The organism is Sulfuricaulis sp. (assembly GCF_040901545.1).
Taxonomy (GTDB): Bacteria; Pseudomonadota; Gammaproteobacteria; order Acidiferrobacterales; family Sulfurifustaceae; genus Sulfuricaulis.
Map to the genome: position 1 here is coordinate 1 of NZ_JBBDYL010000040.1, position 24,676 is coordinate 24,676.

Below are 24,676 nucleotides of genomic sequence, written 5' to 3' on the forward strand. Positions count from 1 at the left end.
TCAACCAATCAACCCGGAACCACTAAAATCTACCCACGAATTGCGCTGACGAACCTATAAGGTATGTGCGTTAGCTTCACCTTCGCCAGGTACGCAAAAAGCTCACCTGCCATATGATCTGCCTGACCATTGCCGGCAGAAGAAAACAAAACATCGCCCGGCCGGGATTTCGCAAGAGCAATTAGCTCTTGTATTGAAGTTACCGGGAGTGAAGGCGTGACACATGCCACCTGAGGCATAGAGGTTGCCAGGGAGACCGGCACAAAGTCTGTGAGTGCGTTGAACGGCAGTTTCCTATAGTACGAGTGACCGATTGCCAGGCCGACGTTCCAGAAAAGGAGCGTATAGCCGTCCGGGGAAGCGCTCGCGACCAATTCAGCGCCGATGTTTCCACCCGCGCCCGGGCGATTGTCAATCACCGCACTTTGCCCCCACAATTCCGTGAGTTTTTGTCCGATAATCCGAACAGTAATGTCACTGCTTGATCCGGGAGTGAGGCCAATAATAAAACGTACCGGCTTCGTCGGGTACGACTGGGCATCTGCCGTCACAGGCCATGCAAGCCAGAGCACAGCGAGAGAAATTGCTTTTAGGCATGAAATCAGCGCGGGCTTTCGCATCATAACGTCCTCTCTTATCGGCATCGTCTATGAATAGTGCTGCACTTCTCATAAGTCCCCTTCCAGCCTGCCAGACCGGGGCATGCGAGAAGAAGCGGAAAACAAACAACAAGCCATTCTACGAACTTCTTGATCCCGAAAAAAGGCGCCGCGCACCGACCATGGCAGGCCCGCCGCACTGGGATCCAATTACTCAGCAGTGTCCGGTTTCTCTCACATAGGTAGACCAGCTCACTCGTCGCAAGATGAGATAGATGAGAGGACCACAAATATTCTTCACCGGTTATTTATGTGCTTTAGCTTTATCAACTTCCTCCCAAACAAACAGTGGTTCGATACCGCCATTTTCGATCTCCTTCATGCGCTGCTCACTTAATGGGAAGTCAAAGTGCGCGTTCCGGAAACGTACTCGCGCATTCGCATGGCGTCTTACATATTCCTTTATTTTCTCAAGATCTTTCTCCGTCAAGGATATCGAACGTACGTTTTCCAGCTGGTGCGCCCCGTGACGTAACTCGTCGTCGAGAACAACTTGCATCATTGCAGCTACTCGAGACTCAAACTCGCCGCCTTTAATGCGACCAGCCGCAAAAAACATACCAGATCCTCCGCCCTCCAGTATTCCTTCGTCTCCCGGCAGGCTCGCCCATGGCGCCGTTTCGCGCGCAAGCTCTTCCTCAATCGCCTTCTTCTCCTGCGCCAGATGAATGCTCCACTTGTTCTCCGGAAGATCGGGGTCGGGTCTGAAAATATCGTACTTGCGCAGTTCACCAATGTTCGGGGCCTTACCCGTAAACCACGTCAAAAGATCATACCCCATAACAAAATGGTTGGTTTCTTCTATGAGCTTTGTTGCTGTCTCAATGTACGTCGCCGGCTCTACAGTAACGCCAAGCCCCGCCAACTGGGCACTAAGAATCCCACCCAATTGATACACGCGGCAAAGCTCTCTTCCAGTGTGCACTCTGAGCCACTTCTCATGCTCGCCCTCGGTATGCGGCTTGCTGAAGTATGTCGTGGCGACCTCAGCTTCAGCGGCCGCGCACTTTCCCAAAAGTTGACCAAGTTCTCTTACCGCACGGTCGTTGATGTTTTCTGTCGCTTTCGTCATAACTTTCCTCTAAAAATTTGCGTGTTCACCAAATACAATCGTCTCAGAACGTGGGATCATCCCCGAGCTCTCAAGTAACCCAAAATCTGATTTCTGGCTTGCAGAACATCCAGCGCGCCACGTCGGGATGACTAGGGATTTGTGAGTGCTTTCCGGACCAGGTTAACTCCGATCAGGAAGAGCACCACGGCTAATGTTCTCCGAAATAACTTTTCGTTTATCTTTCCGCGTATGAAGTGGCCAATCCACAAACCAAATGCTACAGGGACGGCCGCCAATAGCGACATCGCGAACTCGTTGACACCCAGAACCCCATTTAATATGAGTGCAAGTGCAAGAAACAGAGAGGAACAAACAGTCGTAACGGCAATCGCTGCAACCAAATAGTCCTTGCTGAGACCAAGACCGGCAAGGAACATTGCATAAATCGGTCCAAAGAACATAGATAACCCACCGATAATTCCTGACATGAAACCCGCAGCAAGCGCTATCGGTTTCTCCATCCTCGATAGAGATTTGAACTCTGCTCGGCAGACCACCGTAAACGAAAAGATCACTACCAAGATACCGAGGATCATCTCGAGCATCTTTAACTCGATCGCAACAAGCGCTGTTACTCCAACCGAAACACCAATCGCAATACCGATGACGAGTATCCATACGCGTTTAATCGCAGATAGGAAATATCCTCCAAGAAACGCTTGGCAGGCGCTGGTAATTACCGACGGAACAACCAACAGCGCTAGCGCGTGAGGCACCGAAATGAAATTGGCTAGAACCGGCATTGCGACCAACGGAAGGCCTATTCCAGTTACCCCTTTGGCGAAACCGCCAGCGAAAAGAGCCGCAGCGCACGCTATCAAGATTTGCCAATTGGACTCTACTGACAATTTAGGCGTCAACTTAGCAAGGGGTCCGTTACAGCTAAGCGCACCAAGCCATCATGCGGCGCAAAGAGCCAACGTACCTATGCCGATGCAATATACAGGTCATATGGTTCTTGCTCGATAAGCCTTTTGACTGAATCCCCGGCGCCTCCAATGTGCGCTCGGATAGATCGTTCTAAATCATCAACATTTCTTGACGCGAGTGCCTTGAGAATGCGCCGGTTTTCAAAAAGTATTTCATCGGCTCGCGGAGGATACTTTGTTACTATAATCGTCCCAATGCTCCAGATTCGCGCATTCAATCCAGCAAGAATCTCGCAGAGCACGTTATTCCCTGTCGCTGATACCATTGCATTGTGAAACTTGAGAGTGGCACGCAGGAAATCATCGTACCTCTTTTCTTGAAGCAGGGCTTGTGCGCCGTTTAGAATTTCGTCGAGCCGGTGAATGATGTCTTCCGTTAGAAGTTGTAGAAGTTCCTTCGCCCCCTCGACTTCCAGCACCTCACGCACCTTGTAGAGGTTCAGGATTTCGCGAATGCTGAGGGCCTGTACGACATAGCCGGAGCCGAGTTCTCGCTTGACGAGCCCCTCCTGTTCCAGACGTCCTAGCGCCTCCTTGACCGGCGTTCTACTAATCCCAAGCTCCTTCGCAATTTCGAGCGCCTTCAATCGCGAATTTGGCCTGAAGGTGGAATTGGTAATTCGCTCTTTGAGGAAACTGTAGGCCTTTTCCTGAGCCGATCGGGAATCCACAGTGAATCCACTTTTACTCGCCTTTCGTGCTGCGGTCAATATCCGACCTTTTCCACTATAATAATTAATCAGTTAGCATCCTCCTTACTCCCAATGCACTTGAGCGATCGTCCTCAGACCGTCGATTTCGGCGAGCTTCACCAGCATCATGCCAAGCTTATCCTTAGTATTCACGTCGGCGCCGCCTTCGAGCGACACCTCGATTACCTTGGCCCGCTTGAAGAACGCGGCGTGGCTCAGTGCGCTGCGGCTCACGGCGCCGCTTGGGAGGCTTAGATCCACACCCTGCTTGAGCAGCGCGCGCACCATCGCCACTCCGCCGTTGCTGACTGCGGCGCAGGCAGTGATGGCGGTAGCGCCGCCGAACGAGCGCGGGCGTGCGCTCGGCACGCAGATGAGCGCGCTTTTCACGGGCATCCTGTTCGCCCGCATCGTCGGCGGGCTGATCGCCACGCACGTCGGCTGGCGCTACAGCTACGTGCTCTCGACCGCCATGCTGCTCGCGATAATGCCCGTGCTGTGGGCGTAGCTGCCCAACACGCAGCCCACCACGCAGGCGTCGTACCGCGACCTTTTGTGGTCGATGTACCTACAATTGCGCGAGCATGGCGCCATACGCTGTGCGGCAACCATACAGTTCATGCTCGGCATCTTCAACGGCGGATCTTGGGCGGCGGCGGCGCCCATGCTTGCGCTGCTGCATGGCGCGGGACCGACGGGCGCGCGCACAGCCAGATCACCCTAGCGGCGGCTGCACAGGCCACAAAGGGCGTGAGGAGCGTGCGAGCGGAATCCATCAGGGTCTGGGGCATTCCCGTTCCCGAAACCAAGAGCGATAGTTATGCATCCGTATCCGCTTGCCACGGCGACCACGGGCTTGCCAAACAGGGGGAGCCCAGATAGTTAGGGCGAGGGGCACTACCAACCACTCTTCACCAAGCACTAATCGCGCTTTTTAACGCTCATAGATAAATGGGGCTCTCATCCGGCAGTAGAGACTGTTGCGGATTTCGCGCGCCGCGGTGTATTACGTGCGGCGGCCGATCGCGGAAGCCGATCTCACGTGCGGTACGTTATTATCCGCACCGGCGTGGGCTTGAACGCGTTGCATGGATTGTAGATCTGAGCGCAGTTTGACACGGCACAGATCACTTCCCGATCAGCAATCATATCCACATAATCTCCGGGCTTCGAAATACCCTCGGTCATCGCCATATGCCCGTCCGGCCCGACAGGCACATACATGAACCAGTTGATGTTGGTGACAATGTCGTCCCTGGTAAGCCCAAAAGGCTTGAGTGCGGACTCGAAGGTGTCTCGGCAGTTGGCCGGCCCATTCGCGTTGTAGCGTAATTTGTTCATCTCAGCGCTGCAGCAACCGCCGATCGTGTCGTGAAACCCGCAAGTATCCTCAAGTAGAGTCATTAGCTTTACCGCTCGGTCCGACCAAAGCGTGCAGCCTTTAGTAATAAAAATACTGGCCGCGAGCTTCATGGTATTGGAAGCATTGTACCGATCTCGCAGGTCGGCCGCGTTATAGCAGAGAAAATCGACAGCCTGCTTGCCTTCGAGGTCAATTAGACGCAAGTGCTGCCCCCGTTCCAAGATACGACCCCAAGGTTTCCCAGGGGGGAGGATCAAATCCTCAACGACGGTACCGGCTACTTCGTGTGGAGCATGGCTCATAATTTTCTCATGGGAAGGTGCTGCAACATGAGGACCTTTCGGCAATGCGTGTCCGTTGCGGACGGATCGGATTGCGTGATACGGAGGATCCACTTAAATATCAATCCTTGAAATCGCCGCGAATTTCAGCAGGCTGTTAGGGTCTGCTGACAATCACGCCTGCCAAATGTAGGAACACACGATTGAGCATGGACAAGAAGTTGCGCCAGCTTCTCATAGCGTGTGGCAATGCGGCGAAACTGCTTGAGACGATTAAAGAAGTGCTCCACTAGATTGCGGTCTTTATACAAAGGTCGATCATAGACTCTTGGCTCGGTACGGTTGCGGCGCGGCAGGATCACCGCCTGAGCGCCCGCGGCATGGATGCGTGCCTCCAGCGTATCAGCATCGTATCCCCTGTCGCCAATGACCGTCCTAGTGCTCAAATCCTCGATTAAGGTGCTGGCCTGCGTGATATCGGCCACCACCTTGTCTCCTGTCAGTACCCAGCGCAGCGGACTGCCCGGCGCATCCACTAGGGTAGAGTGTTGGCGCTCAGTCCCCTGCGCAAGCGCCCGAGCGCTTGGGCATCTTCTTATTTTGGGTACCGGCAGCGTGCTGGTTGGCCCGCACTACCGCGCTGGCGATGAGAGCAGCGCCCCCAAACCCGCATCATTGCTGATCGATGCGACGATCCGCTGCCACACGCCCTTCCTGCTCCAGCGCGAGAAACGCGTATACGTCGCATGCCAGTTGCCCAAGGCCGGGTCCAGATCACGCCGCGGACTGCCCGTTCGCGCAATCTACAACACCGCCTCCAGAAATAGCCGGTTGTCCTTGGCCGTCACCCCGGAATCGGTGGCTTTGCCCGGCAACAAATCCTTGATCCGCTCCCATTGGTCGTTTCGCAGTAGCTTTCAGGACATCGCTTCTAGCTTCTCTCAAAAAAACCAGAATGTGCCAATACCTAGCAAATGTGTACAGGCCCTAGGGTTTGCCGTGATTGCGAAGTGCCCGACGGAGGATTTTCCCCACTGGGTTCTTCGGCATCTCGGCAATGAAGCGGATCGTTTGGGGAACCTTGTAGGGGGCGGTATTCTTCCGCACGAATTCAACCATCTCCTCCTCAAGCGCGACCGAGGCCTTGAATCCGGATCTCAGAACGGCAAACGCCACGATAGCATAGCCAATGCGGTCCTCGGGCTCACCAATAACGGCTACCTCGGCCACGGCCGGATGACGTTGTAGAACGTTCTCGACTTCCTGAGGTGAGATTAGATAGCCGCGGCTCTTGAAGAGGTCATCCTTGCGCCCGAGATACCAGTAGTATCCGTCCTCGTCGCGACGCATAACGTCGCCAGTATAGTACCACTGGCCACGGTGCTGGGCGCGCCAGCGATCGGACTCCCGGTAATATCCGAGAAAGAGTCCCGGATCGGAGCGATCAATCATCAGCACTCCCTGCTCGCCGGGCGGCACTTCGTCCAGCGAATCGTCAAGGAGCCCGACTTTCACGTCCGGCGCCGGTTTGCCCAACGAGCCCGGTTTGACCTTGAGATCCGGGCCGTTAGAAAGCAGAACTTCGAATTCGGAAACACCGTAAATTTCGTATAGCGTGATGCCAGTCTCCTCTTGCCATCGGCTCCACACGGCAGCACCGAGCGGTTCGCCGGTCGAGACCATAAAACGAAAGCCCATGCCTTTCAGCTTGCGGGGAAACTCTTCCGCAGCCAGCATCGTGCGATAGAAAGTGGGCACAGACACGAAGATGGTCGGTTTGCTCGAAGCGTAGAAAGCGAGAACGGCATCCGGCGTAACCCGACCACCGAACACGGCGATTGCAGATCCGGCGTAGAGTGGGAATATCAGGGCATGGCCGAAATTGCCCATGAAACTGTATTCGCCCGTCGTGCCCACGATATCACCGGGTGCGAACGTCATTTGGAGTACGGACGGGTCGCCAACAGTGACGACCCAACGCTGTGCGTGGACGATGCCCTTTGGCTTTCCTGTGGTGCCGGACGAATACAACATGAAAGCCGGGTCCATCGCATCGGTGTCTTCGGTCGGCAGGGTTGCGCCGTCCGGATTTCGTATATCGGCATAGGCTGATTCACGCGTTCCTTGCGGTCTGCCGTCGAGGATTACAACGCGTTCGAGCCAACCCTTGGCGAGCAGGCTACGCACGGGCTCAGCAAGGGATTCGGGTACGCACGCGATGCGAGCCTGAGAGTTTTCCAGGACGTATTCGATCTCGGATTCTGCCAAGAGCGAATTGGTGAGCACCGGCACTGCGCCGAGTTTTAACACCGCAAGCATCGTCGCCACCGACTGCGGGCTGTTGCGGCTACGCACAACGACGCGGTCGCCCTTGGCCACTCCGAGACCGCGTAAACCTGCTGCCACGATGCCGGCTTCCGCTTGCAAGTCACGGAAGCTCCAGCGACCCCCTTCCCATACTACCGCCGGCGCCTCGCCTCGACCTTCGGCGACATGGCGGTCTACCACCTCCGCGAACATGCTCACCCGCGGGGAGTACACCCGGTAACCGGGCCTAACAGTCCAACCCGTCATCGCCGTTCGCTCCTTAATTACTGGTCACGCCATCGCTCGCGGGCGCTACTTGCTTCGCCCCTTTGCGGCGCTTTTCCCGCTGCCCTTGGCCTTTGCACCGAAGCGGAGGTGTCCGGTACTCTTTACCTTCGATTTGCCGTAGTTGCGTCCAGGATCAAATTCCTTACCCGGACGAAGCACCGGGTTGCCCGGCCAATACACGGGGCGCCGCTTGGTGCGGAACGCGTCGATGCCCTCGGCACAGTCACGCGTGCGAGTGATCTCTAGCACGCGATCCATTTCTACTTTCATCCACTCTTCCTTACGATTGGCATTCTGGTAAAGACGCAAAGTTTCCTTCGCGCCAAGCATGCCGAGCCGCGGATACGACGCCATCTGTCCGGCCCACGCGATCGCCTCTTCTCGAAGTTCGCGGTGTGGTACTATACGATTGACTAGTCCGATGTCGAGTGCTTCCTCGGCATACACAAAGCGGCCGGTCAGTATCATCTCATTCGCACGCGTTTGTCCGATAAGCTGCGGAAGGATGCGGGGCGCGCACCATTCGCTCATGAAACCCGCCGGCACCGCAAGCTCGGCGAAGCGCACTCGATCGGTCACGATGCGCAGGTCGCATGAGCAGGTCATTTCCAGCCCCACTCCGACGGCAATGCCGTCCACTGCCGCAACGGTAACCTGTGGAAGGTCTTCCAGCTTCTTGCACGCGTTCTGCGCGACGATATGGAAGTAATCGTTCATCCACCACGTCACGAGCTCGCCGTACTCACCCTTCAGGCCCCAGTCGTCCTCTAGGCGTTCCATGGGAATGGTTTCGACGCGGAAGTTTCCGCCCGCGCAGAAATTATCCCCGGAGCCGGTGATGATCACGACACGCACTGTTGGATGACGGCGGATTTCGTCGAGTATGTGGTCAAGTTCCAATGTCATTCGCGGACCAAGACCATTCGAGTCCTGGGGCGCGTCGAGCGTGAGAACTCCGATTGCATTGTCTCCCGGCGACTGAGGAGAAGACACGACTTCCCATTTGATCTTTTTGAACTTCATGATTGCTGGCCTTTCTCTGGCAAATTATAACGAGCTTCTCGGATTTTGGACGGGCACTGGGTGTGCGTTCAAGAATAATTCATTTATCGGCCTCTGCAACGTTCGTCATGCAATTACTAAAAGGATAAGAAATTAATTTAGACTCGAGCGATCTGCCCTCCCATTGCAATGCGGTAGCCCCTGGCGAATTTGTGTTAAGCAATAAGTCAATCAGGCGCTGCAATAACTGCTATTTCGATCCTGAATTGCTTCCAAATTAGCCGGTCGACGATCAACAGCGTGTTGGGAGGAAATTTGCCGTCCGGGAAAAACGCCTTGAAATTGCACTCTCGAAACTTCATCAACTTTGGGATATCGCGGGAATCGACGAGATACGTAGTTGTCTGAACGATGTTTCGGAATTCCGCCCCTGCTGACCTAAGCGCGGCGCGAATATTCTGGAATACCTGCTGCGCCTGCGTATCAAAATTGCCTTCACCCACCAACTTGCCGCTAGAGTTAAGCGGGACCTGGCCGGCAATGAAAAGTAAGTTGTCTGTGCAAACCCGCGCTACGTGCGAATACGAGCCTGCCGGCTTGGCAAGAGCCTTCGGATTGTAGATTTTAATGCGGGACACCGTGTTGTACTTCCTATAGTTAAGGTCGATACGTTAGACATTCATGTTAGACATCATAGGGGCGGAGGTTACGACCGCGGCCCGTCTTGCGTTATTGGCGAGACGCTGTAAGTTAATTGTGTATTGATAGTGATCAGTCCGATATCTCGTGCGGGCAACTTGGATTAGTTCGTTATCTGTCGAAAAATAGTTGCGATCGATAGTCAATATCGGTTGCCCTCTCTTTATGCCGAGGGTCTTGGCAATATCAGCAGAAGCCAGTTCGGCGCTCATCGTCTGATTAATATTTCTCAGCTCTAGATCGCATTGTTCTTCCACCAATGTAACCATAAGTTTTGTGCGAATTAGTTCATTAGAAAACTTTAACTTGATTAGTTGTGTACCAATATTCGCGCGATAATAAATATCGTTCATCAAAAAATGCTTCCCATGCGCCACCCGCACGGTCCGAAACCAATATAATTTGCTACGAGGTGGACAGGAATATTTTTCAAGAACCCAATCTGGAGGAACGATCAAACACTTGTTGAGCAGCTTGAGTTTAGTTTGTAAACCTGTAGTTACAAGGTCTTCAATCGATCCCAAGCTAAATTTCATAATTTCGGGTTTACTACTCGATACGAACGATCCTTTACCTGCATAGCGAGTGATAAGGCCACGGTCGATGAGAATTCGCATTGCTGCACGGACTGTAATCATGCTTACGCCATACTGCAATGCCAGCTGTTTGTCCCCAGGAAATAATTCATCTTGCTTATATTTTTCTGCTTTGATCTTGCTTGCAAGTGCTTCTGCCAACTGGAAATACAAGGGCGCATGACCTTTTCCCAACGGCAACGATGGTAATTTGAGTTTGGCAATCATCTAAAACAGGCTCCGGTTTCGCTGCATCAGTTCACGAACAAATTCGCGATCTATGCGTTTCAAAAAATAAGATACGCGTGCTCGTTGGATGTATTTTTCCCCCACCAAATTAGCATGTCTAGTGCATCTACTCGGATGCATCCAATGCCTTAACCACGCGCCGGCATAGTGCGCCACACGTTCCTGCGGCAGCCCCTCTTGCACTGAAGGCGGCATCAAATACGCAGTTATCCCGTCCACCTGAACCAGTCGGCTCATCAGTCATTCTCGCCATCGTAATGCCCTGCCTAATCAAAGTACCGGGTTCGTTGCGGTCAACTGCAACCCCTTTTAACCGGTCGACGCTTTCAGCAGCGCGTCGCCCGCCGGCACGGCAGACCAGGATGGTGGTGGCCTGCGAAAAACCGCACGAAACTGAAAGTGCGACAACCTTGTAGGGCGCGCCGCAATTCCTATGCGCGGACAGCTTGACAAGTGGGCACTGCTTAATAAATAATATATTATAATGTTATGAGATTTGCAACCACCGTTTTTTTATTGGTTAGGCTCCGTTTGACGAATTAAACGAGGGAGCTATAGGGTTTCGTCAATAGGATTTCATCAACGAGAAATGAAAATGGAGGGAGTAATGCAAGACGGAGCAAATACAGGTGACACATTGCAGAATTTTGACGCTGTATTCGACGTCGTTGTCGTGGGATACGGCTACGCGGGAGGGGTATCGGCGATCGAGGCAGCAGATGCCGGCGCGAAGGTGCTACTAATCGAAAAAGCCTCCGTACCCGGCGGTATCTCGATCTGCTCCTACGGGAATGTTCGCTGTGCAAAAGACAAGGACCTCGCATTTCAGTACCTCAAGATGACAAATGGTGGCCGAACGCCGGACGACGTTACTCGTGTCCTTGCGGACGGCATGGCGGAAATGGAGGATTACTTTCGAAAACTTGGGGCTGTCTGTGGAGCAACCATTAGCACTACAGAGGAAGTCGGCAAAGGAGGGAACTATCCGTTCCCCGGAACGGACACTTTCTACCATACGTGTATCGATGCGATCCCAAATTTTGATGCGCGGAAGGCCTTTCCATGGGCCCACAGCGTGGTAGGGGGCGCAAGAACGTTTAAGGTCGTCAGTGACAACGTAAATCGTCGAAATGTCGAGATTTGGATGAAAACGGCCGCGGTTCGCCTAATTAACCGTAATATGGGTAAATCGAATGAAGTTCTTGGCGTAACAGTCCAGACTGAGAGCCGGGGCACAATGCACGTAAGAGCGCGCCGTGCGGTAATCCTATGTACCGGTGGATTCGAAGGGAGCGAGGAATATCGGCAGCAGTTCTGGGAGGGGTTGCCTGTTCTTCCGTGTGCCGGGCGCAGCAATACTGGAGATGGTATTCGAATGGCACAAGCCGTAGGCGCACAGCTCTGGCACATGTGGCACTTTCACGGGTCGTACGGGTATAGGCATCCGGATCCCGCCTACCCTTATGCGCTCCGAGTCAAGCGCCTACCCGACTGGACACCTGGTCGTGAAAACGAGGCCAAAGTGAAGATGGCTTGGATTCTACAGGATCAAAATGGAAAGCGTTTTATGAATGAATACCAGCCTTATACACAGGATACCAGCTGTCGGCCGACGCAATATTTCGATCCTGTAACGCAGCGCTATCCGCGTAATCCGGCGATTCTGCTTTGCGACGAGAACGGCCGAAAGATGTATCCGCTTGGACGACCTGTATCGAACGACGAAGGCCTTCGATTCGAGTGGAGTGAGGACAACCTAAGGGAAGTCGAGCTCGGAATATTGAAACGAGCAAACTCGATCGCTGAGCTCGCTCGAATGCTGGGAGTTAACCCAGCATCAGCCGAAAATAGCATCGCTCGCTGGAATACTCTGTGCGATAAGGGGGTCGATGAAGATTTTGGTCGACCAGGTGGGACAATGGCTCGAATCGATACCCCCCCATTTTATGGGGCGCATGTCAGGTCGCTAGTTTCAAACACCCAAGGCGGGCCAGTACACAACGCGCGGCAAGAAGTCATTGATGTTTTCGGGAAACCAATCCCCCGCCTATTTGCTGCTGGTGAACTGGGTAGTTCATTTGGGCATCTGTATCTTTCGGGGAGCAATATCAGCGAATGCTTTCTGAATGGTCGCACCGCGGGTCGCAACGCTGCAGCGCTTGCAGATTGGGCAGATAAGAGCGTGAAACCAGAGCGCATATCGTCACATTAGGCTTAGAGCCTTTTATGAGTTTGTGCGTTGAGCCGTAATCTGGCAAATAGCAGGGACAAAGAAACCCCACTGAACAGGTTACTCCGATTAACTCGACTTTAGAGCACGCTCTAGGTCGAACATAGTTGGTAACACTCATTGATATACTTGCACATGAGGATTGTTGCGTCGGCTAGCTGAACAGAGATGAACAAACCTGAGCGAGCGCGTAAATTCAGAAAGAACGAAACGCGCTGGATAGCTTAGCGCTATGGAGGAATATCTAATGTATATGCCCCGTCAGTTCCTTATTATTGCACTAGCAATGTTGATCGGATGTGAACTTGGGTTTGTACAAGAATCATCGGGCGCGAGTTCGGCATATCCAGCAAAACCGGTACGAATGGTCATACCATATGGTGTGGGGGGTAGTACTGATATCCTCTCACGTATCGTGGCTCTTGCGCTTTCGGAACGTTTGGGTGTCCAGATCGTTGTGGACAATCGTCCTGGAGCCAATGGTCGCATTGCGACTATGCTTGTTAAGGAGGCGTCGGCGGATGGTTACACGTTATTGATGGCAAGCAATGGCGGGCATACCGCCAATGTAACTATGTACGCGAAGCCCGGGTACGATCCACTGAACGATTTTGCATCGGTGGCTTTGGTTGCTACGCTGCCGATGCTGCTGGCGGTCAATTCTTCCTCGGCAGTATCATCATTTAAGGATCTTATTACCTTGGCAAAGACGAAACCCAGAGCGGTTACATTTGGACATCCAGGAGTAGGTTCCTCTCCGTACTTTACGGGCAAACTGCTGGATCAAGCTGCCGATATCAATACTCTTGATGTGCCATACAAAAGCGGCGGCGCCGCCGTGGTAGACGCAATTGCGGGCAATATAACCATGGTTTATGCGGGCCTTCCTGCAATAATCCAGTACGTGAAGAGCGGCATGCTACGCCCTTTGGCGGTCTCAAGTGCGAAGCGTTCCCACTTCTTGCCTAACATACCTGCGATCTCTGAATACTACTCAGATTTCAACATTGTGTTCTGGGTTGCCGCTATTGCGCCGCGCGGCGTTCCTCAAGCACTAGTTTCCAAACTCAATTCGGAAATAAACCATATCCTAGGACTTCAACGAACAATTGATTTGTTCGCAACGCAAGGCGCAACTCCAGCCAGGATGACTCCGAAAGAGCTTGATGATTTTATACGGAATGATCTTGTAATGACGAAAAAGATCGCTAAGGAGGCTGGCGTCAAGTTACTACAGTAATACCCGCATTTATTAGATTGGAGTATCGCCCAGGTAGGCCGGCGCAACGCGGTCATTGGGAGAAGTTAGAACGTAATTTAATCCGAAGTTCTTCCCTGTTGAGCGCGCATTTACCCTCTGTGTATGCGGATGTTTTGGGCCCACGTGCTTGGCCACACGGCAATCGTCTCGAGCAGTTTGAGCGCGCTCAAAGTGTGGGTATGCGCCTTGTGCTCGGCTTTCCCCGACCGGGTGGCCGGCGCGACCGGATCGCGTGTAGCTTTCGCCGCATGATCTTCGTCGGCGAAGAGCAGGGCCACGCTTCGCGTATGTACCACTCGACGTAGTAGGCGAGCATGCAAAGCAGGATGTGGGCGCGTTCCTGATGAGCTGGATCTTCGCGCAGCTCGGCGTGCGCGGCGTTGCGATGATCGCGACGGTCATCGCGCTCCTGATCCATCTCGGTGTGTTGCCGGTCGGGAAAACGGTGAGCAGTGATCGGTGATCCGTGATCCGACTGATTTTTTCCTTCACGCCTCCTGCCTCACGCTTTCCGCCATCCGCCTTCCGCCATTCGCCATTCGCCATTCGCCATCCGCCATCCGCCATCCGCCATCCGCCATCCGCCATAAAAAGAGGTGCAGTAAGATGCCCGTATAGTGGCGCCCGCCTTCCTGCAACGTTTTACCAACATCCGCCGCGGTGAGGCCGGTCCGGCCCTCGTCTCCGGGCTGTTCTTTTTCTGCGTGCTCACGGCGCTGATGGTGGTGCGGCCGGCGCGCGAGGCGCTGGGCATGCAACGCGGCATCGAGGCGATTCGCTGGCTCTTCATCGGCACCGTCGTCGTGACACTCCTCGTCAACCCGGTGTTCGGCCTGCTGGTGAGCCGCTTCCGCCGCCTGGTCTTCGTCAACGCGACCTACCTCTTCTTCGCCTTCGGCCTGGTGGTGTTCTATGCCCTGCTCGTGCTGTCGCCCGCCAGCATCGGGCAGCGCACCGGCCAGGTCTTTTACGTGTGGTTCAGCGTTTTCAACCTCTTTGCCACGATGCTGTTCTGGGCGCTGTTGGTGGACCGCTTTTCGCTGGAGCAGAGCAAGCGCCTTTTCGGCGCCATCGCCGTGGGCGGAACGCTTGGGGCGATCTTCGGCCCGTGGCTCGCGAGCATGCTCGCCAAGCCGCTCGGAACACCGGCGCTGCTGCTTATCGCCGCCGGGTTCCTGCTGCTGGCAATCGGTGCCGCCTGGTGGTTGACGCGTCTGCGGACGGATCGGGGCGAAGCGGGCCGGGGCGAACGCGACGATGCGCAGGTCGCGGCCGAGCACGCGGTGATTGGCGGCAGCGCCTGGGAAGGGTTCAAGTCGGTCTTCCGCTCACCCTATCTCCTCGCCATCTGCGCCTACGTGCTGATCCTCGCGATCATGGCCACGCTCGTTTATTTCACGCGCCTGCAAATGGTGGCGGCCCTCGGCACCAACGTCGACATGCGCACCGCGACGTTCGCGCGGATCGACATGATCACGCAGGTGGCAACGCTCGTTTTGCAGGCGGTTGTCACCGGGCACCTGATCAAGCGGCTCGGTGTCTCCGTAACGCTCGCGTTGCTCCCGCTGACGGTGGCACTGGGCTTCATCGGTCTCGCGATCATCGGCTCGCTGGCTGCGCTCATCGCGTTCGAGGCGACGTTCCGCGCCGTGCAGCGCGGCATCATGCGGCCCGCGCGCGAGACACTGTTCACCATCGTACCCCGCGCCGATCGCTACAAGGCAAAGGCGTTTATCGACACGTTCGTCTACCGGGCCGGTGACGTCGTCGGTGCGTAGACCGAGGGCCTGCTGGGACGTCTGGGCATGGGCTTGGCCGCGCTCGCTTCCTTTGCGGTGCCGCTGGCGATGGCGTGGATGGCGCTCGGGCTGTGGCTGGGATACGCGCAGCGCGAGCGGGCCGCGAGCGTGCCGCAGGGCGCACCGGCCCAGGCGGCGCCGTAACGCTATGACCGGAGGCGCGGCGCGATGAACGCTACACAGCAGGAGGTCCAAACATGATGACCCGTCGTGAATGGCTGTGCCGCACGCTCGGCGCAGCCGGCGCATTGGCGCTCGATCCGCGAGCGGCGTGGGCGGCCGAAGATGGCAAGTCGAAACTGATCACGCGCGCTATCCCCTCCACCGGCCAGCGGCTTCCCATCGTCGGGCTCGGCGGCTCGGCCACTTTTTCGCAGGTCGCGCGCAGCCAAGACGTCACGGCGCTGCGGGCAGTGCTCGGCCGCATGGTCGAGCTGGGCGGCACGGTTTTCGACACCGCGCCGGGCTACGGCGCCTCCGAGGAAGTGGCCGGCCGAATCGCGCAGGATCTCGGGATCGCGAAACAGCTTTTCTGGGCGACCAAGCTCAACGTCGCGCGATGGGGGAGCACGGCCGATCCGGCGGCGGCACGCGCGCAGCTCGAAACGTCCTTCCGCCGCATCGGCAAGCCGGTGATCGACCTGATCCAGGTCCACAACATGGGGGACATTCGCACGCAGCTCCCGATCCTGAGGGAGTTGAAAGAGAAAGGCCGCGTGCGCTACATCGGCGTCACCACCACGTTCGACGGCCATTATGCCGACCTGGTACAGCTCATGCGCGCCGAGCCGCTCGACTTCATCGGGACCGACTACGCGATCGACGAGCGTCACGCCGAGGAGACGATACTGCCCCTGGCGCGGGACAAAGGTATCGCGGTGCTGGTTTATGCACCGTTCGGCCGCAGGCGCCTGTGGAGCCGCGTGAGGGGACAGCCGCTGCCGGACTGGGCGGGCGAGATCGACGCGACTTCGTGGGCGCAGTTCTTCCTCAAGTACGTCGCAAGCCATCCGGCGGTGACCGCGATCACGCCGGCCACCAGCCGGCCCGCCCACATGGCCGACAACACGGGCGGTGCGCGGGGCCGATTGCCGGACGAAACCATGAAAAAGCGGATGATCGAGCTGGTTGAGAGCATCCCTGCGGCGTAGCGCTGTCAGCAACCATTTTGCTGATATTCTGGTAACCCGACTGCGTGGCGGGGAAGAATAGAACGTGTCTCAAAAATCCTCCCTCACCCTCGGTCCCTCTCCCGGAGGGAGAGGGATGGCGCCCTTCTCCCTCCGGGAGAAGGGTTGGGGATGAGGGAAGAACGATCGCGTATCCTATTTTTGAGATGGCTAGTTATCCCGTTACAAAAGTACCCTGAATGGAAAACACCATGAAACAAGACCGTCGCGGATTTCTCAGATTCGCCGGGACCGCCGCCGCGGCGCTTGCTCTCGGCCATCTGCCATTCGCCGCGCGCGCTGCCAGCGCCGCCGCTGAAAAACTGAAGATCGGTGTCGTCGGTTCCGGCAACGTCGGCGGGACACTCGGCGGCGTCTGGGTAAAAGCCGGGCACGAAGTCATGTTCTCGTCGCGCCATCTCGAAAAGGACAAGGAATTGGCTGCCAGCCTCGGCGCGAACGCCCGGGCCGGAACGCCGCGGGAGGCCGCCGCGTTCGGCGACGTGCTGCTGATCTCGGTGCCGTACCGGGCACTCCCCGACGTCGGCAAGGACCTGGGGACCCTGCTCAAGGACAAGGTGGTGATCGATACCTGCAACCCCTTTGTCAACCGCGATGGTGAAATCGCGACGTGGGCGCGCGAGAAAGGCGCCGGTCTCGCCTCGGCGGAGCTTCTGCCGGGGGCACGTATCGTCCGCGCGTTCAACGCGATCGGTTACAGGAGGATGGGGACAGCGCACGAACAACCCGGACGCATCGGGATGCCGATCGCGGGCGATGACGCCAAGGCGATTGAAGTGGCCTCACGCCTGATCCGCGATATCGGCTACGAGCCCGTTCTGATCGGCGGGCTCGCCATGGGGAAACATCTGATGCCACGGGAGCCGCTGGCGGGAGAGCGCACGCCGGACGAGATCCGGCAAATCGCCGCTACGCTCAAATAGGGGCCACGCAGACGCTCATCGCTGCACTGCTGACAAAGTAAGCCACTTCCGCCATCCGCCATTCGCCTTCCGCCTTGCCCTTCGCCTCACACGCTACTCACGAGGTTGACGACCTTCCTTCCGCCATTCGCCATTCGCCATTCGCCATGCCCTTCGCCTTCCGCCTTCCGCCATCCGCCATCCGCCATCCTACTTGGGCCCGTGCAACCCCACCTTCCGGCCGCCGTACACCCGCAGCCGCAGGTCCGCCTGCTCCTTGTGTCCCCAGAACCGTTCGATCGCGCACAGCCGGGAACAGTAGTCGCCCACCGTGACGCTGGCCTCGGGCGTGCACTCCTGGTAGGTGACGGTCTTGAGGAACTTGCCGACCCATAGCCCGCCGGTATAACGCGCCGCGCCCTGGGTCGGCAGCGTGTGGTTGGTGCCGATCACCTTGTCGCCGTAGGCGACGTTGGTTTCCGGACCGAGGAACATGGCGCCGTAATTGCGCATGCGTTGGAGAAAAAAGCGCGGCTCGCGGGTCAGGATCTCGACGTGCTCCGCGGCGCAACGGTCCGCTTCGACGACTGCCTCGTCGAGGCTGTCGACGAGGATGATCTGCCCGTAATCCCGCCACGCCTGGCCCGCCACGTCGGCAGTCGGCAGCACCTTCAACTGGCGCTCGATTTCGCCCGGCAGCGCCTCGGCGAGCTTGCTCGAGGTGGTAATCAGGATTGCCGGCGAGGTCGGGCCGTGCTCGGCCTGTCCCAGCAGATCGACGGCCACCATCACCACGTCCGCGGTCTCGTCGGCCACCACCAGAATCTCGGTCGGGCCGGCGAACAAATCGATGCCCACGCGGCCGTAGAGCTGCCGCTTGGCCTCGGCGACGTAAGCGTTGCCGGGACCGACCAGCATGTCGACCGGCGCGATCGTCTCGGTGCCGAGCGCCATCGCGGCGACGGCCTGCACGCCGCCGAGCACGTGGATTTCGTCCGCGCCGGCAAGATACATGGCGGCGATGGTGGCCGGATGCGGCTCGCCTTCGTTGGGCGGCGTGCAGGCGATGATGCGCGGCACGCCGGCCACCTTGGCGGTGACGATGCTCATGTGCGCCGATGCGACCATCGGATAGCGCCCGCCCGGCACGTAGCAGCCGACGCTGCCCACCGGTATGTTCTTGTGCCCGAGGATCACCCCCGGCAGCGTTTCGACTTCGATGTCGCGCAGGGCGGCGCGCTGCGCCTGGGCGAAATTGCGGATCTGCAACTGCGCAAACGTGATGTCGGCAATGGTCTCGCGCGAGACGCGGGCGACGATGGCGGCGACCTGCTCCGCACTCAGACGGAAGGCGGGCGGCGACCATTGGTCGAATTGCTGCGAGAGCTCGCGCACCGCCGCATCACCGCGTTTGGCGACGTCGGCGAGTATGCCCTCGACGGTGTGCCGCACCTTGAGATCTGCGGCCTCGGCGTCAGCGGTGGAAATGCCCTGCTTGAGGTAGCGGGCCATGATTATTTGATCGCCTGGGGGTTGGTCGGCGAGCCCGTGCCCTGGGTAATGTTGAGCGGCGGCGCGCTGAAGAAAAACTCATACCTGCCGTCGGCCGCGCAATCGTCGGCCAGCTCCTTCAGATACATGATCTCGCCGTGCACGATGCCGATCGCGGGAATCGTGACCCAGTGAAAAGGCTGGTTGACCTCGGCAGCACATTCGTTCGGCCGCACTTCGATGCCCCAGGTATCGGAGCAGATGGCGGCAATTTCCTTCTTGTATATCCAGTCGCAGGTCTCGAACGCGAGCCCTGGCGCGTCCCCGCCCGCGTAGCCGCCCCACGCGCCTTTCTGCAGGCAGTTTTCCATCTGGCCGGTGCGCACGATCAGGAAGTCGCCGCGCCTCACCTCGACCTTCTGCCTGGCCGCGGTTTTCTCGAGATCGTCTATCGTCACCGGATAACCGTCCTCCAGGTGGCTGACGTTCTTGTAGCGCGCCACGTCGAGCAGGACCCCGCGGCCGACCATCTTGTCGCGAAAGTGCTCGATCCCGCATTTCTTCGCGCCGCGCGAATCGACCAGTATCGCCGGGTAGCCGTTCCACATCTGGTCGCCGAGAAACACGTGCGCGAGCGCGTCCCACTGGGTCGCGCATTGCGTCGGCAGGTGAATGGCGTCATCGGCATAGCGCAGCCCCACCGACTCGTCCTGCACGCCGGCGACGGCGTCGGTGCCGGTGGCGAGCATCTGGTGCAGCGGGTTCCAGCGGCCGCCGAACAGCCCGCTCTGCGGACCTTTCGCGTCGAGCGCCAGCCCCAGCGCGAACACTTTGCCGCGGCGCACGAGCTTGGCGGCGTTGACCACGTCTTCGGGCGTAATGAAATTCAGCACGCCGAGTTCGTCGTCCGGACCCCAGCGGCCCCAGTTCGAGCAGCGCTTGGCCGTGTCGAGCACATCCTGCTTGGAATATTGTTTCCTGGACTGCGCCATGGTCGTTGTTCCTTACGAAGACCTGCAGATCATGCGCCGGCGCGTCACGGGTGCAGCAGTGCGACGTGGCGCGGAGTGTGTGCGACGAGTCGTCATCGCGCGGATGATTTTTATCATCCGCATGGCGTGCGGCCATAATATAATAAAAACTTCCGCGCCGCAGTAACGCCTGACGGCGCGGCGTCATTTTCAGGGGAAGATCATGTCCGACACGCAAACCGCTGCGCTGCGCACGCCGTCGATGCGGCTCGACGGACTGGTCGGCGTGGTCACCGGGGCGGGGCGCGGGCTCGGCCGCGGCTGCGCCTTGGCGCTGGCCGACGCCGGCGCCGAAGTGGTGCTGGTCAGCAGAACGCAATCCGAGCTCGAAACGCTGGCCGCGGAAATCCGCGAGCGCGGCGGCACGGCGCAGCCGCTCGCGTGCGATCTGCTGGACGCGCGCCAGATCACTGAACGCATCGAGGCGCTGGCGCGCATCGACATTCTCGTCAATAACGCGGGCGGCAACATTCCCGAGCCCTTCGTGGAGGTCACCGAGGAGCGGCTCGGCCGCATCCTGAACATCAACGTCCGGTCGGCATTCCTCGTCGGCCAGGCGGTGGCGCGGCGCATGATCGCCGGCGGCCGCGGCGGCGCCATCATCCAGATGTCGTCGCAGATGGGGCATGTCGGCGCGGCCAACCGCACCGTCTACTGCATGACCAAGCACGCGGCCGAGGGCCTGGTGAAGGCGATGGCGGTCGAACTGGCGCCGCACGGTATCCGCGTCAACGCGATCGGGCCGACGTTCGTGGTCACGCCCATGACCAAACCGTTCTTCGAGAACCAGGCATTCCGCGACGATGTGCTGGCCAGCATTCCACTGGGGCGCCTGGGTGAGATCGAGGACATCATGGGCGCGGTGGTGTTCCTGGCCTCGCCCGCCGCGGCGCTGATCACCGGCGCGAGCCTGACGATCGACGGCGGCTGGACCGCGCGCTAGGGCGACGGCGAATGGCGAATGGCGGATGGCGGATGGCGGATGGCGGATCGGGATACGGCAACGATCAGTTTCGCAACTTGGTTGACTTCGCCTTGCGCGTGATCGCAACAAAGATGGCGAGGAGTTCCTGGGCCTCCGCTCTCAATACCCCGGTCGCACCGCTGGTCCCGATTCCGGAATCTTCAATCAGTTCCAGCCAATATCCCGTTTCGTCCACTTCCTGTAACGCGCCTTCCGTCTTGCTCACGAAATCCGCAATGGATTTGGCCCGCTGCGCTTCTCGATACTGAGCGCCTACAGAGGTTGCCGAACGCAGAAGTTGCCTGCCAAGTATCTGTGCGACGGTTTTCTTCGGCAACGTGGAATAAAAGCGAATGGTCGCCAGCGAGAACGCCTTGGTTCGCGCGAGCAACTCGACTGTCTGGCTTTGAACCGGCATGGCTCTGCCTCCTTTCGGCCATAACGGATCGAGAACGAGCCGGTTGACACCTGATGGCGGAAGGGATCCCGCTGCGCGGGAAACGCATTGCCGATTACGGGTTCGCTAAGATATGCTGCGTCGTTTGCATTGTGTGTGCTTCTTGCTGAAGTTTTTGGAGCAGTCGCTGCCGTAGCAGCTTCCTTCCGCCATCCGCCATCCGCCATCCGCCATTCGCCATTCGCCATTCGCCATTCGCCATCCGCCATCCGCCCTGCTCGCGGTGGTAAGGTTCCCAGGAAACCACTGAAAGGAGAAACAGATGATTCATGTCGTTGCCACCATTGAATTGAAACCCGGGTGCAGGAAAGCGTACCTCGACGTCTTGCTCAAGAACGTTGCCCCGGTGAAGGCTGAAAAGGGATGCCTCGCCTATGCACCGACGATCGATACGGACACCGATATCGCGGTTCATGAAAAAGCCGGAGATGACGTGGTTACGATCATCGAAGCATGGGACAGCGTCGATGCGCTGAAACAGCACTTCACGCAACCGCATATGCTTGCCTATCGTGAAAAGGTGAAGGACCTCTTCAAGAAAATCAGCATACGGGTCCTGAAGCCAGCGTAATACTTGACGGCGGAGGGCGCGAAGAGGAAACATCTCGGGGAGATCACGTCAATCTGGCGCTTTCTCCTTCCTCCTTTCTCCTTGCCGTTCTGCGATCAGAGTTGCTGAGGAAGGCCAGGCTCGAATTTTCCCGGAAATCAGTTACACCCGATCGAAAATTGAACCCGGCCTCTTGTCCCGCCTGCGTTTCGCGCCGCGCCGCTATTTTTCGGCGAAGCAGTAGAACAGCCCGTCGCCGCCCGTCTTGACCATCAGGTCGTGCGTGCAGCCGATCGTCGGGTGCGCCGAGTTCCAGGATACCGCCCACGCGTGGTCGATCGGCCCCGCGCGGTCGTGGTGACCCGTCATCGCGGATCCCTCGTTGCCGCCCTTGGTCCAGTTGCCGCAGGTCTGGTCCGGGAACCGCGCGGTCGGAGGGAGGGCAGTTCCGTCGGGCCGCGATCCGGTGAGGATGTCATGCTTGTTGGGCTTGTCGGTGCGGCCGTTGACCATCCAGCCCCTTTCATCCAGCGCCGTTTCCTTGTTCACGTTGTTCTTTGCCGAATGCAGATCCTCGACGTTCCGTGCGACCCGCACGCCCTTGGCGTTGTACCAGGGGCCGCTGCCGATCCGGTCGCGCGCATGCACGACGTTGGGGTCGTTCAAGGCGTTGCCCTGGGTGCTCAGGTAGGCGCGCCAGGTGCGGTTCCCGGCTCCCGCGGCCGCGGCCAGTGACTGGCAATGCCGGTCCGCGCCCGCGAGTCCGCCGAGGTCGCCGCCTTTTCCCGGATTAACGCTGGTGATGAAGAACGACATCCCCGCTGCGCCGCATCCATCGCGCAACCCATCAAGGTCAACGAGCCGGTCGCAACCAGCACCGTCCACCGTCCATTTCGTCATGCTGCGCATCAAGAACTCCTTTCAGGTCAGTTCAGAGATAAGAAAATGACTCCGCCTGCGGTTCCGCCGTTCCGGGCCCCGCGCCCGGGGCGGGTGTCGAGCCCGTCCCCGGCTGCGCACAACAGGCAGCATGTTCACGCTCGATTCCTCCCCGCTATCGGATCGCGGCCAGAGCGTGCGTAGACCGACGCGATCGTCAGTAGGTGAACAGTGTGGACGGGGAATCCATTCCAACGGTTCGGGCTTAGCGAGCTGGATGGGAACGGAGCCCATCCGCCGATCCGGTGAGCGGTGAGCGGTGAGCGGTAGGGTGCCGCTTTAGCGCACCGCAGAAAAGCCTCACCGCCAAGGCCGCTCGAAAAGCGGTGACTCGTGACTGGTGAGCAGTGACCGGTAGTGCGCCGTAGGGTGCGCCTTCAGCGCACCGCAGAAAAGCCTCACGGCCAAGGGCGCGAAGACAACGCCAAGAATGACATACAAGAACGATTCGCGCCGATCGGGGGTTTAGCTACCAGTCACCAGTCACCGTTCACGGGTTTCCGCCTTACGCTTTCAGCGCTTCCCTTACCTTCGCAAAAATCTCCAGGTGCCGCTCGTGGTCGCCGGCAATGCGCAGCACGAGGTAGCGGGCGCCCTGCTCCACATAGCCGTTGAGCCAATCCGCCGCCGCTGCGGCCGAACCCGAGAAGCACGCCTGCTTCTTCTTCATGACCTCGGGGCGCTGGCCGTAGTAGGCCGACAGAAAATCGTTCATGCGTTGATCCGCCTTCGCAGCGTTGTCGTCGACGGTAAGCGTGAGGTAAAGCGCCGCCTCCACGTCTTCGGGCTTGCGCCCGGCCTCGCGCGCCATGGCTTGCACCTGGCGCCACTGCACGCCCCAGCCCTTGGCGTCGGGGCCGTTCGGAAACCAGCCGTCGAAATGCCGCGCCGCGCGCTCCAGCGCGGCGGCCGCCGAGCCGCCGCCCCAGATCGGCGGGCCGCCCGGCTGGTGCGGGGTCGGGCCGAGCACGCCCTTCTCGACGTGCCAGCGGCCGTCCCAATCGACCGGCTTGCCGGTCCACAGCGCCTTGCACAGCCGCATGCCTTCCATCAGCGTGCCGACGCGCTTCTCCCACGGCACGCCCACCGAGCGGAACTCGGCGTGGATGTTGGGCACGTCGCTGGCGATGCCGACACCAAGAATGACCCGGCCCGCGCTTACCTGATCCAGCGTGGCGACCTGGTGGGCGAGCAGCACAGGATTGCGCAGCGCCGGCAGCAGCACCGCCGTGCCGAGCTTCACGCGCCGGGTGCGGCCCGCGACGGCGGCAAGCAGCGTGATCGGCTCGTGGCGCGGGCGGGCGAGCACTGAATCGCCGACCCACACCGAGTCGTAGCCGAGTTTTTCCGCGCGCTCGGCGAGGCCCAGCAGCGGCTCGGCCTCGGGCCGGCCTTCCATCACCGATTCGCGGGTTGGCAGCAAGTATCCGATGCGCACTGTCATGACGATGCTCTTGATGAGGATTGAATAGGCTTAGTGTAACCGCATCGTGACGGGGTGAAAGGCGTGAGCCCGAAAGCGTGAGGGGAACGGCGTGAGATTAAGAGCGTGAGGTAAAAGCGTCAGCACATCCTGCGCTCTTGCTTCCTCCTTTCGCCATTCGCCCTTTTGCACCGCTCACCGATCACCGATCACCGCTCACGGTTCTTCCGCCATCCGCCATCCGCCATCCGCCATCCGCCATCCGCCATCCGCCATCCGCC

Annotated in this window: 25 protein-coding genes and 1 pseudogene; 10 read left to right on the top strand and 16 right to left on the bottom strand. The window is 58.4% G+C overall.

Annotation, left to right across the window (positions count from 1 at the left end):
* Positions 1-29 precede the first annotated feature (29 nt).
* The 5 genes from WD823_RS07095 to WD823_RS07115 form a co-directional block, all read right to left on the bottom strand.
* Entirely contained in the window at positions 30-623 is a 594-nt protein-coding gene (locus WD823_RS07095) for a Bug family tripartite tricarboxylate transporter substrate binding protein (protein ID WP_368428791.1), read from the bottom strand.
* A 280-nt stretch (positions 624-903) separates the two neighbouring features.
* On the bottom strand, positions 904-1,731 hold the full coding sequence (locus WD823_RS07100; RefSeq protein WP_368428792.1) for a hypothetical protein: 828 nt from the start codon (positions 1,729-1,731) through the stop codon (positions 904-906).
* Between the two features lie 131 nt (positions 1,732-1,862).
* Positions 1,863-2,633, bottom strand: coding sequence for a sulfite exporter TauE/SafE family protein (locus WD823_RS07105; protein WP_368428793.1), 771 nt, complete (start codon positions 2,631-2,633; stop codon positions 1,863-1,865).
* A 65-nt stretch (positions 2,634-2,698) separates the two neighbouring features.
* Complete coding sequence (locus WD823_RS07110) at positions 2,699-3,373, bottom strand: GntR family transcriptional regulator (protein WP_368428815.1); 675 nt, start codon at positions 3,371-3,373, stop codon at positions 2,699-2,701.
* A gap of 84 nt (positions 3,374-3,457) precedes the next feature.
* Positions 3,458-3,790 carry a hypothetical protein gene (locus WD823_RS07115; RefSeq protein ID WP_368428794.1) on the bottom strand — a complete coding sequence of 111 codons (333 nt, stop codon included), beginning with the start codon at positions 3,788-3,790 and terminating at the stop codon, positions 3,458-3,460.
* Here WD823_RS07115 and WD823_RS07120 point away from each other — a divergent pair.
* Positions 3,720-3,902: an MFS transporter gene (locus WD823_RS07120; RefSeq protein ID WP_368428795.1), complete on the top strand. Its 183-nt coding sequence runs from the start codon at positions 3,720-3,722 to the stop codon at positions 3,900-3,902. The genes WD823_RS07115 and WD823_RS07120 overlap by 71 nt on opposite strands.
* A gap of 54 nt (positions 3,903-3,956) precedes the next feature.
* Positions 3,957-4,118, top strand: a complete 162-nt coding sequence (locus tag WD823_RS07125; protein ID WP_368428796.1) for a hypothetical protein — start codon at positions 3,957-3,959, stop codon at positions 4,116-4,118.
* Positions 4,119-4,432: 314 nt separating this feature from the next.
* On the opposite strand, the gene WD823_RS07130 is transcribed toward WD823_RS07125, so the two are convergent.
* The 6 genes and pseudogenes from WD823_RS07130 to WD823_RS07155 all read right to left on the bottom strand — a co-directional run bounded on the left by WD823_RS07130 (position 4,433) and on the right by WD823_RS07155 (position 10,137).
* On the bottom strand, positions 4,433-5,059 hold the full coding sequence (locus tag WD823_RS07130; protein ID WP_368428797.1) for a DUF1989 domain-containing protein: 627 nt from the start codon (positions 5,057-5,059) through the stop codon (positions 4,433-4,435).
* Positions 5,060-5,184: 125 nt separating this feature from the next.
* Positions 5,185-5,949, bottom strand: a pseudogene (locus WD823_RS07135) (IS5 family transposase).
* A gap of 76 nt (positions 5,950-6,025) precedes the next feature.
* Entirely contained in the window at positions 6,026-7,612 is a 1,587-nt protein-coding gene (locus tag WD823_RS07140) for an acyl-CoA synthetase (RefSeq protein WP_368428798.1), read from the bottom strand.
* Between the two features lie 45 nt (positions 7,613-7,657).
* The gene (locus WD823_RS07145; protein ID WP_368428799.1) at positions 7,658-8,656 is read right to left on the bottom strand and encodes an enoyl-CoA hydratase/isomerase family protein; all 999 of its coding nucleotides are present in this window, start codon (positions 8,654-8,656) and stop codon (positions 7,658-7,660) included.
* A gap of 206 nt (positions 8,657-8,862) precedes the next feature.
* A complete protein-coding gene (locus WD823_RS07150) occupies positions 8,863-9,273 on the bottom strand; it encodes a RidA family protein (RefSeq protein ID WP_368428800.1) in 411 nt (136 codons plus the stop codon).
* 33 nt (positions 9,274-9,306) lie between these two features.
* Entirely contained in the window at positions 9,307-10,137 is an 831-nt protein-coding gene (locus WD823_RS07155) for a GntR family transcriptional regulator (RefSeq protein ID WP_368428801.1), read from the bottom strand.
* Between the two features lie 628 nt (positions 10,138-10,765).
* Here WD823_RS07155 and WD823_RS07160 point away from each other — a divergent pair.
* From WD823_RS07160 to WD823_RS07185, 6 genes are all read left to right on the top strand, one after another.
* Positions 10,766-12,370 carry an FAD-binding protein gene (locus WD823_RS07160; protein WP_368428802.1) on the top strand — a complete coding sequence of 535 codons (1,605 nt, stop codon included), beginning with the start codon at positions 10,766-10,768 and terminating at the stop codon, positions 12,368-12,370.
* A gap of 265 nt (positions 12,371-12,635) precedes the next feature.
* The gene (locus WD823_RS07165; RefSeq protein ID WP_368428803.1) at positions 12,636-13,628 is read left to right on the top strand and encodes a Bug family tripartite tricarboxylate transporter substrate binding protein; all 993 of its coding nucleotides are present in this window, start codon (positions 12,636-12,638) and stop codon (positions 13,626-13,628) included.
* A gap of 638 nt (positions 13,629-14,266) precedes the next feature.
* Positions 14,267-15,427 carry an NTP/NDP exchange transporter gene (locus WD823_RS07170; RefSeq protein WP_368428804.1) on the top strand — a complete coding sequence of 387 codons (1,161 nt, stop codon included), beginning with the start codon at positions 14,267-14,269 and terminating at the stop codon, positions 15,425-15,427.
* 27 nt (positions 15,428-15,454) lie between these two features.
* Positions 15,455-15,592 (top strand): hypothetical protein, encoded by a 138-nt coding sequence (locus WD823_RS07175; RefSeq protein WP_368428805.1) that lies wholly within the window; start codon positions 15,455-15,457, stop codon positions 15,590-15,592.
* A 53-nt stretch (positions 15,593-15,645) separates the two neighbouring features.
* Positions 15,646-16,599: an aldo/keto reductase gene (locus WD823_RS07180; protein ID WP_368428806.1), complete on the top strand. Its 954-nt coding sequence runs from the start codon at positions 15,646-15,648 to the stop codon at positions 16,597-16,599.
* Positions 16,600-16,829: 230 nt separating this feature from the next.
* Positions 16,830-17,561 (top strand): NADPH-dependent F420 reductase, encoded by a 732-nt coding sequence (locus tag WD823_RS07185; RefSeq protein ID WP_368428807.1) that lies wholly within the window; start codon positions 16,830-16,832, stop codon positions 17,559-17,561.
* 189 nt (positions 17,562-17,750) lie between these two features.
* Here the strand turns inward: WD823_RS07185 and hisD are convergent, their stop codons facing one another.
* Entirely contained in the window at positions 17,751-19,052 is a 1,302-nt protein-coding gene (gene hisD / locus WD823_RS07190; protein WP_368428808.1) for a histidinol dehydrogenase, read from the bottom strand.
* 2 nt (positions 19,053-19,054) lie between these two features.
* Positions 19,055-20,023, bottom strand: coding sequence for a cyclase family protein (locus WD823_RS07195; RefSeq protein ID WP_368428809.1), 969 nt, complete (start codon positions 20,021-20,023; stop codon positions 19,055-19,057).
* Positions 20,024-20,225: 202 nt separating this feature from the next.
* Between WD823_RS07195 and WD823_RS07200 the strand changes: the two genes are divergently transcribed.
* Positions 20,226-21,005, top strand: a complete 780-nt coding sequence (locus WD823_RS07200) for an SDR family NAD(P)-dependent oxidoreductase (protein WP_368428810.1) — start codon at positions 20,226-20,228, stop codon at positions 21,003-21,005.
* A gap of 64 nt (positions 21,006-21,069) precedes the next feature.
* On the opposite strand, the gene WD823_RS07205 is transcribed toward WD823_RS07200, so the two are convergent.
* Positions 21,070-21,444, bottom strand: coding sequence for a four helix bundle protein (locus tag WD823_RS07205; RefSeq protein ID WP_368428811.1), 375 nt, complete (start codon positions 21,442-21,444; stop codon positions 21,070-21,072).
* Positions 21,445-21,745: 301 nt separating this feature from the next.
* Here WD823_RS07205 and WD823_RS07210 point away from each other — a divergent pair, with 301 nt between their 5' ends.
* Positions 21,746-22,054, top strand: a complete 309-nt coding sequence (locus WD823_RS07210; RefSeq protein ID WP_368428812.1) for a putative quinol monooxygenase — start codon at positions 21,746-21,748, stop codon at positions 22,052-22,054.
* Between the two features lie 201 nt (positions 22,055-22,255).
* On the opposite strand, the gene WD823_RS07215 is transcribed toward WD823_RS07210, so the two are convergent.
* A complete protein-coding gene (locus WD823_RS07215) occupies positions 22,256-22,933 on the bottom strand; it encodes a hypothetical protein (protein WP_368428813.1) in 678 nt (225 codons plus the stop codon).
* A gap of 544 nt (positions 22,934-23,477) precedes the next feature.
* Positions 23,478-24,416 carry an LLM class flavin-dependent oxidoreductase gene (locus WD823_RS07220; RefSeq protein ID WP_368428814.1) on the bottom strand — a complete coding sequence of 313 codons (939 nt, stop codon included), beginning with the start codon at positions 24,414-24,416 and terminating at the stop codon, positions 23,478-23,480.
* Positions 24,417-24,676 lie beyond the last annotated feature (260 nt).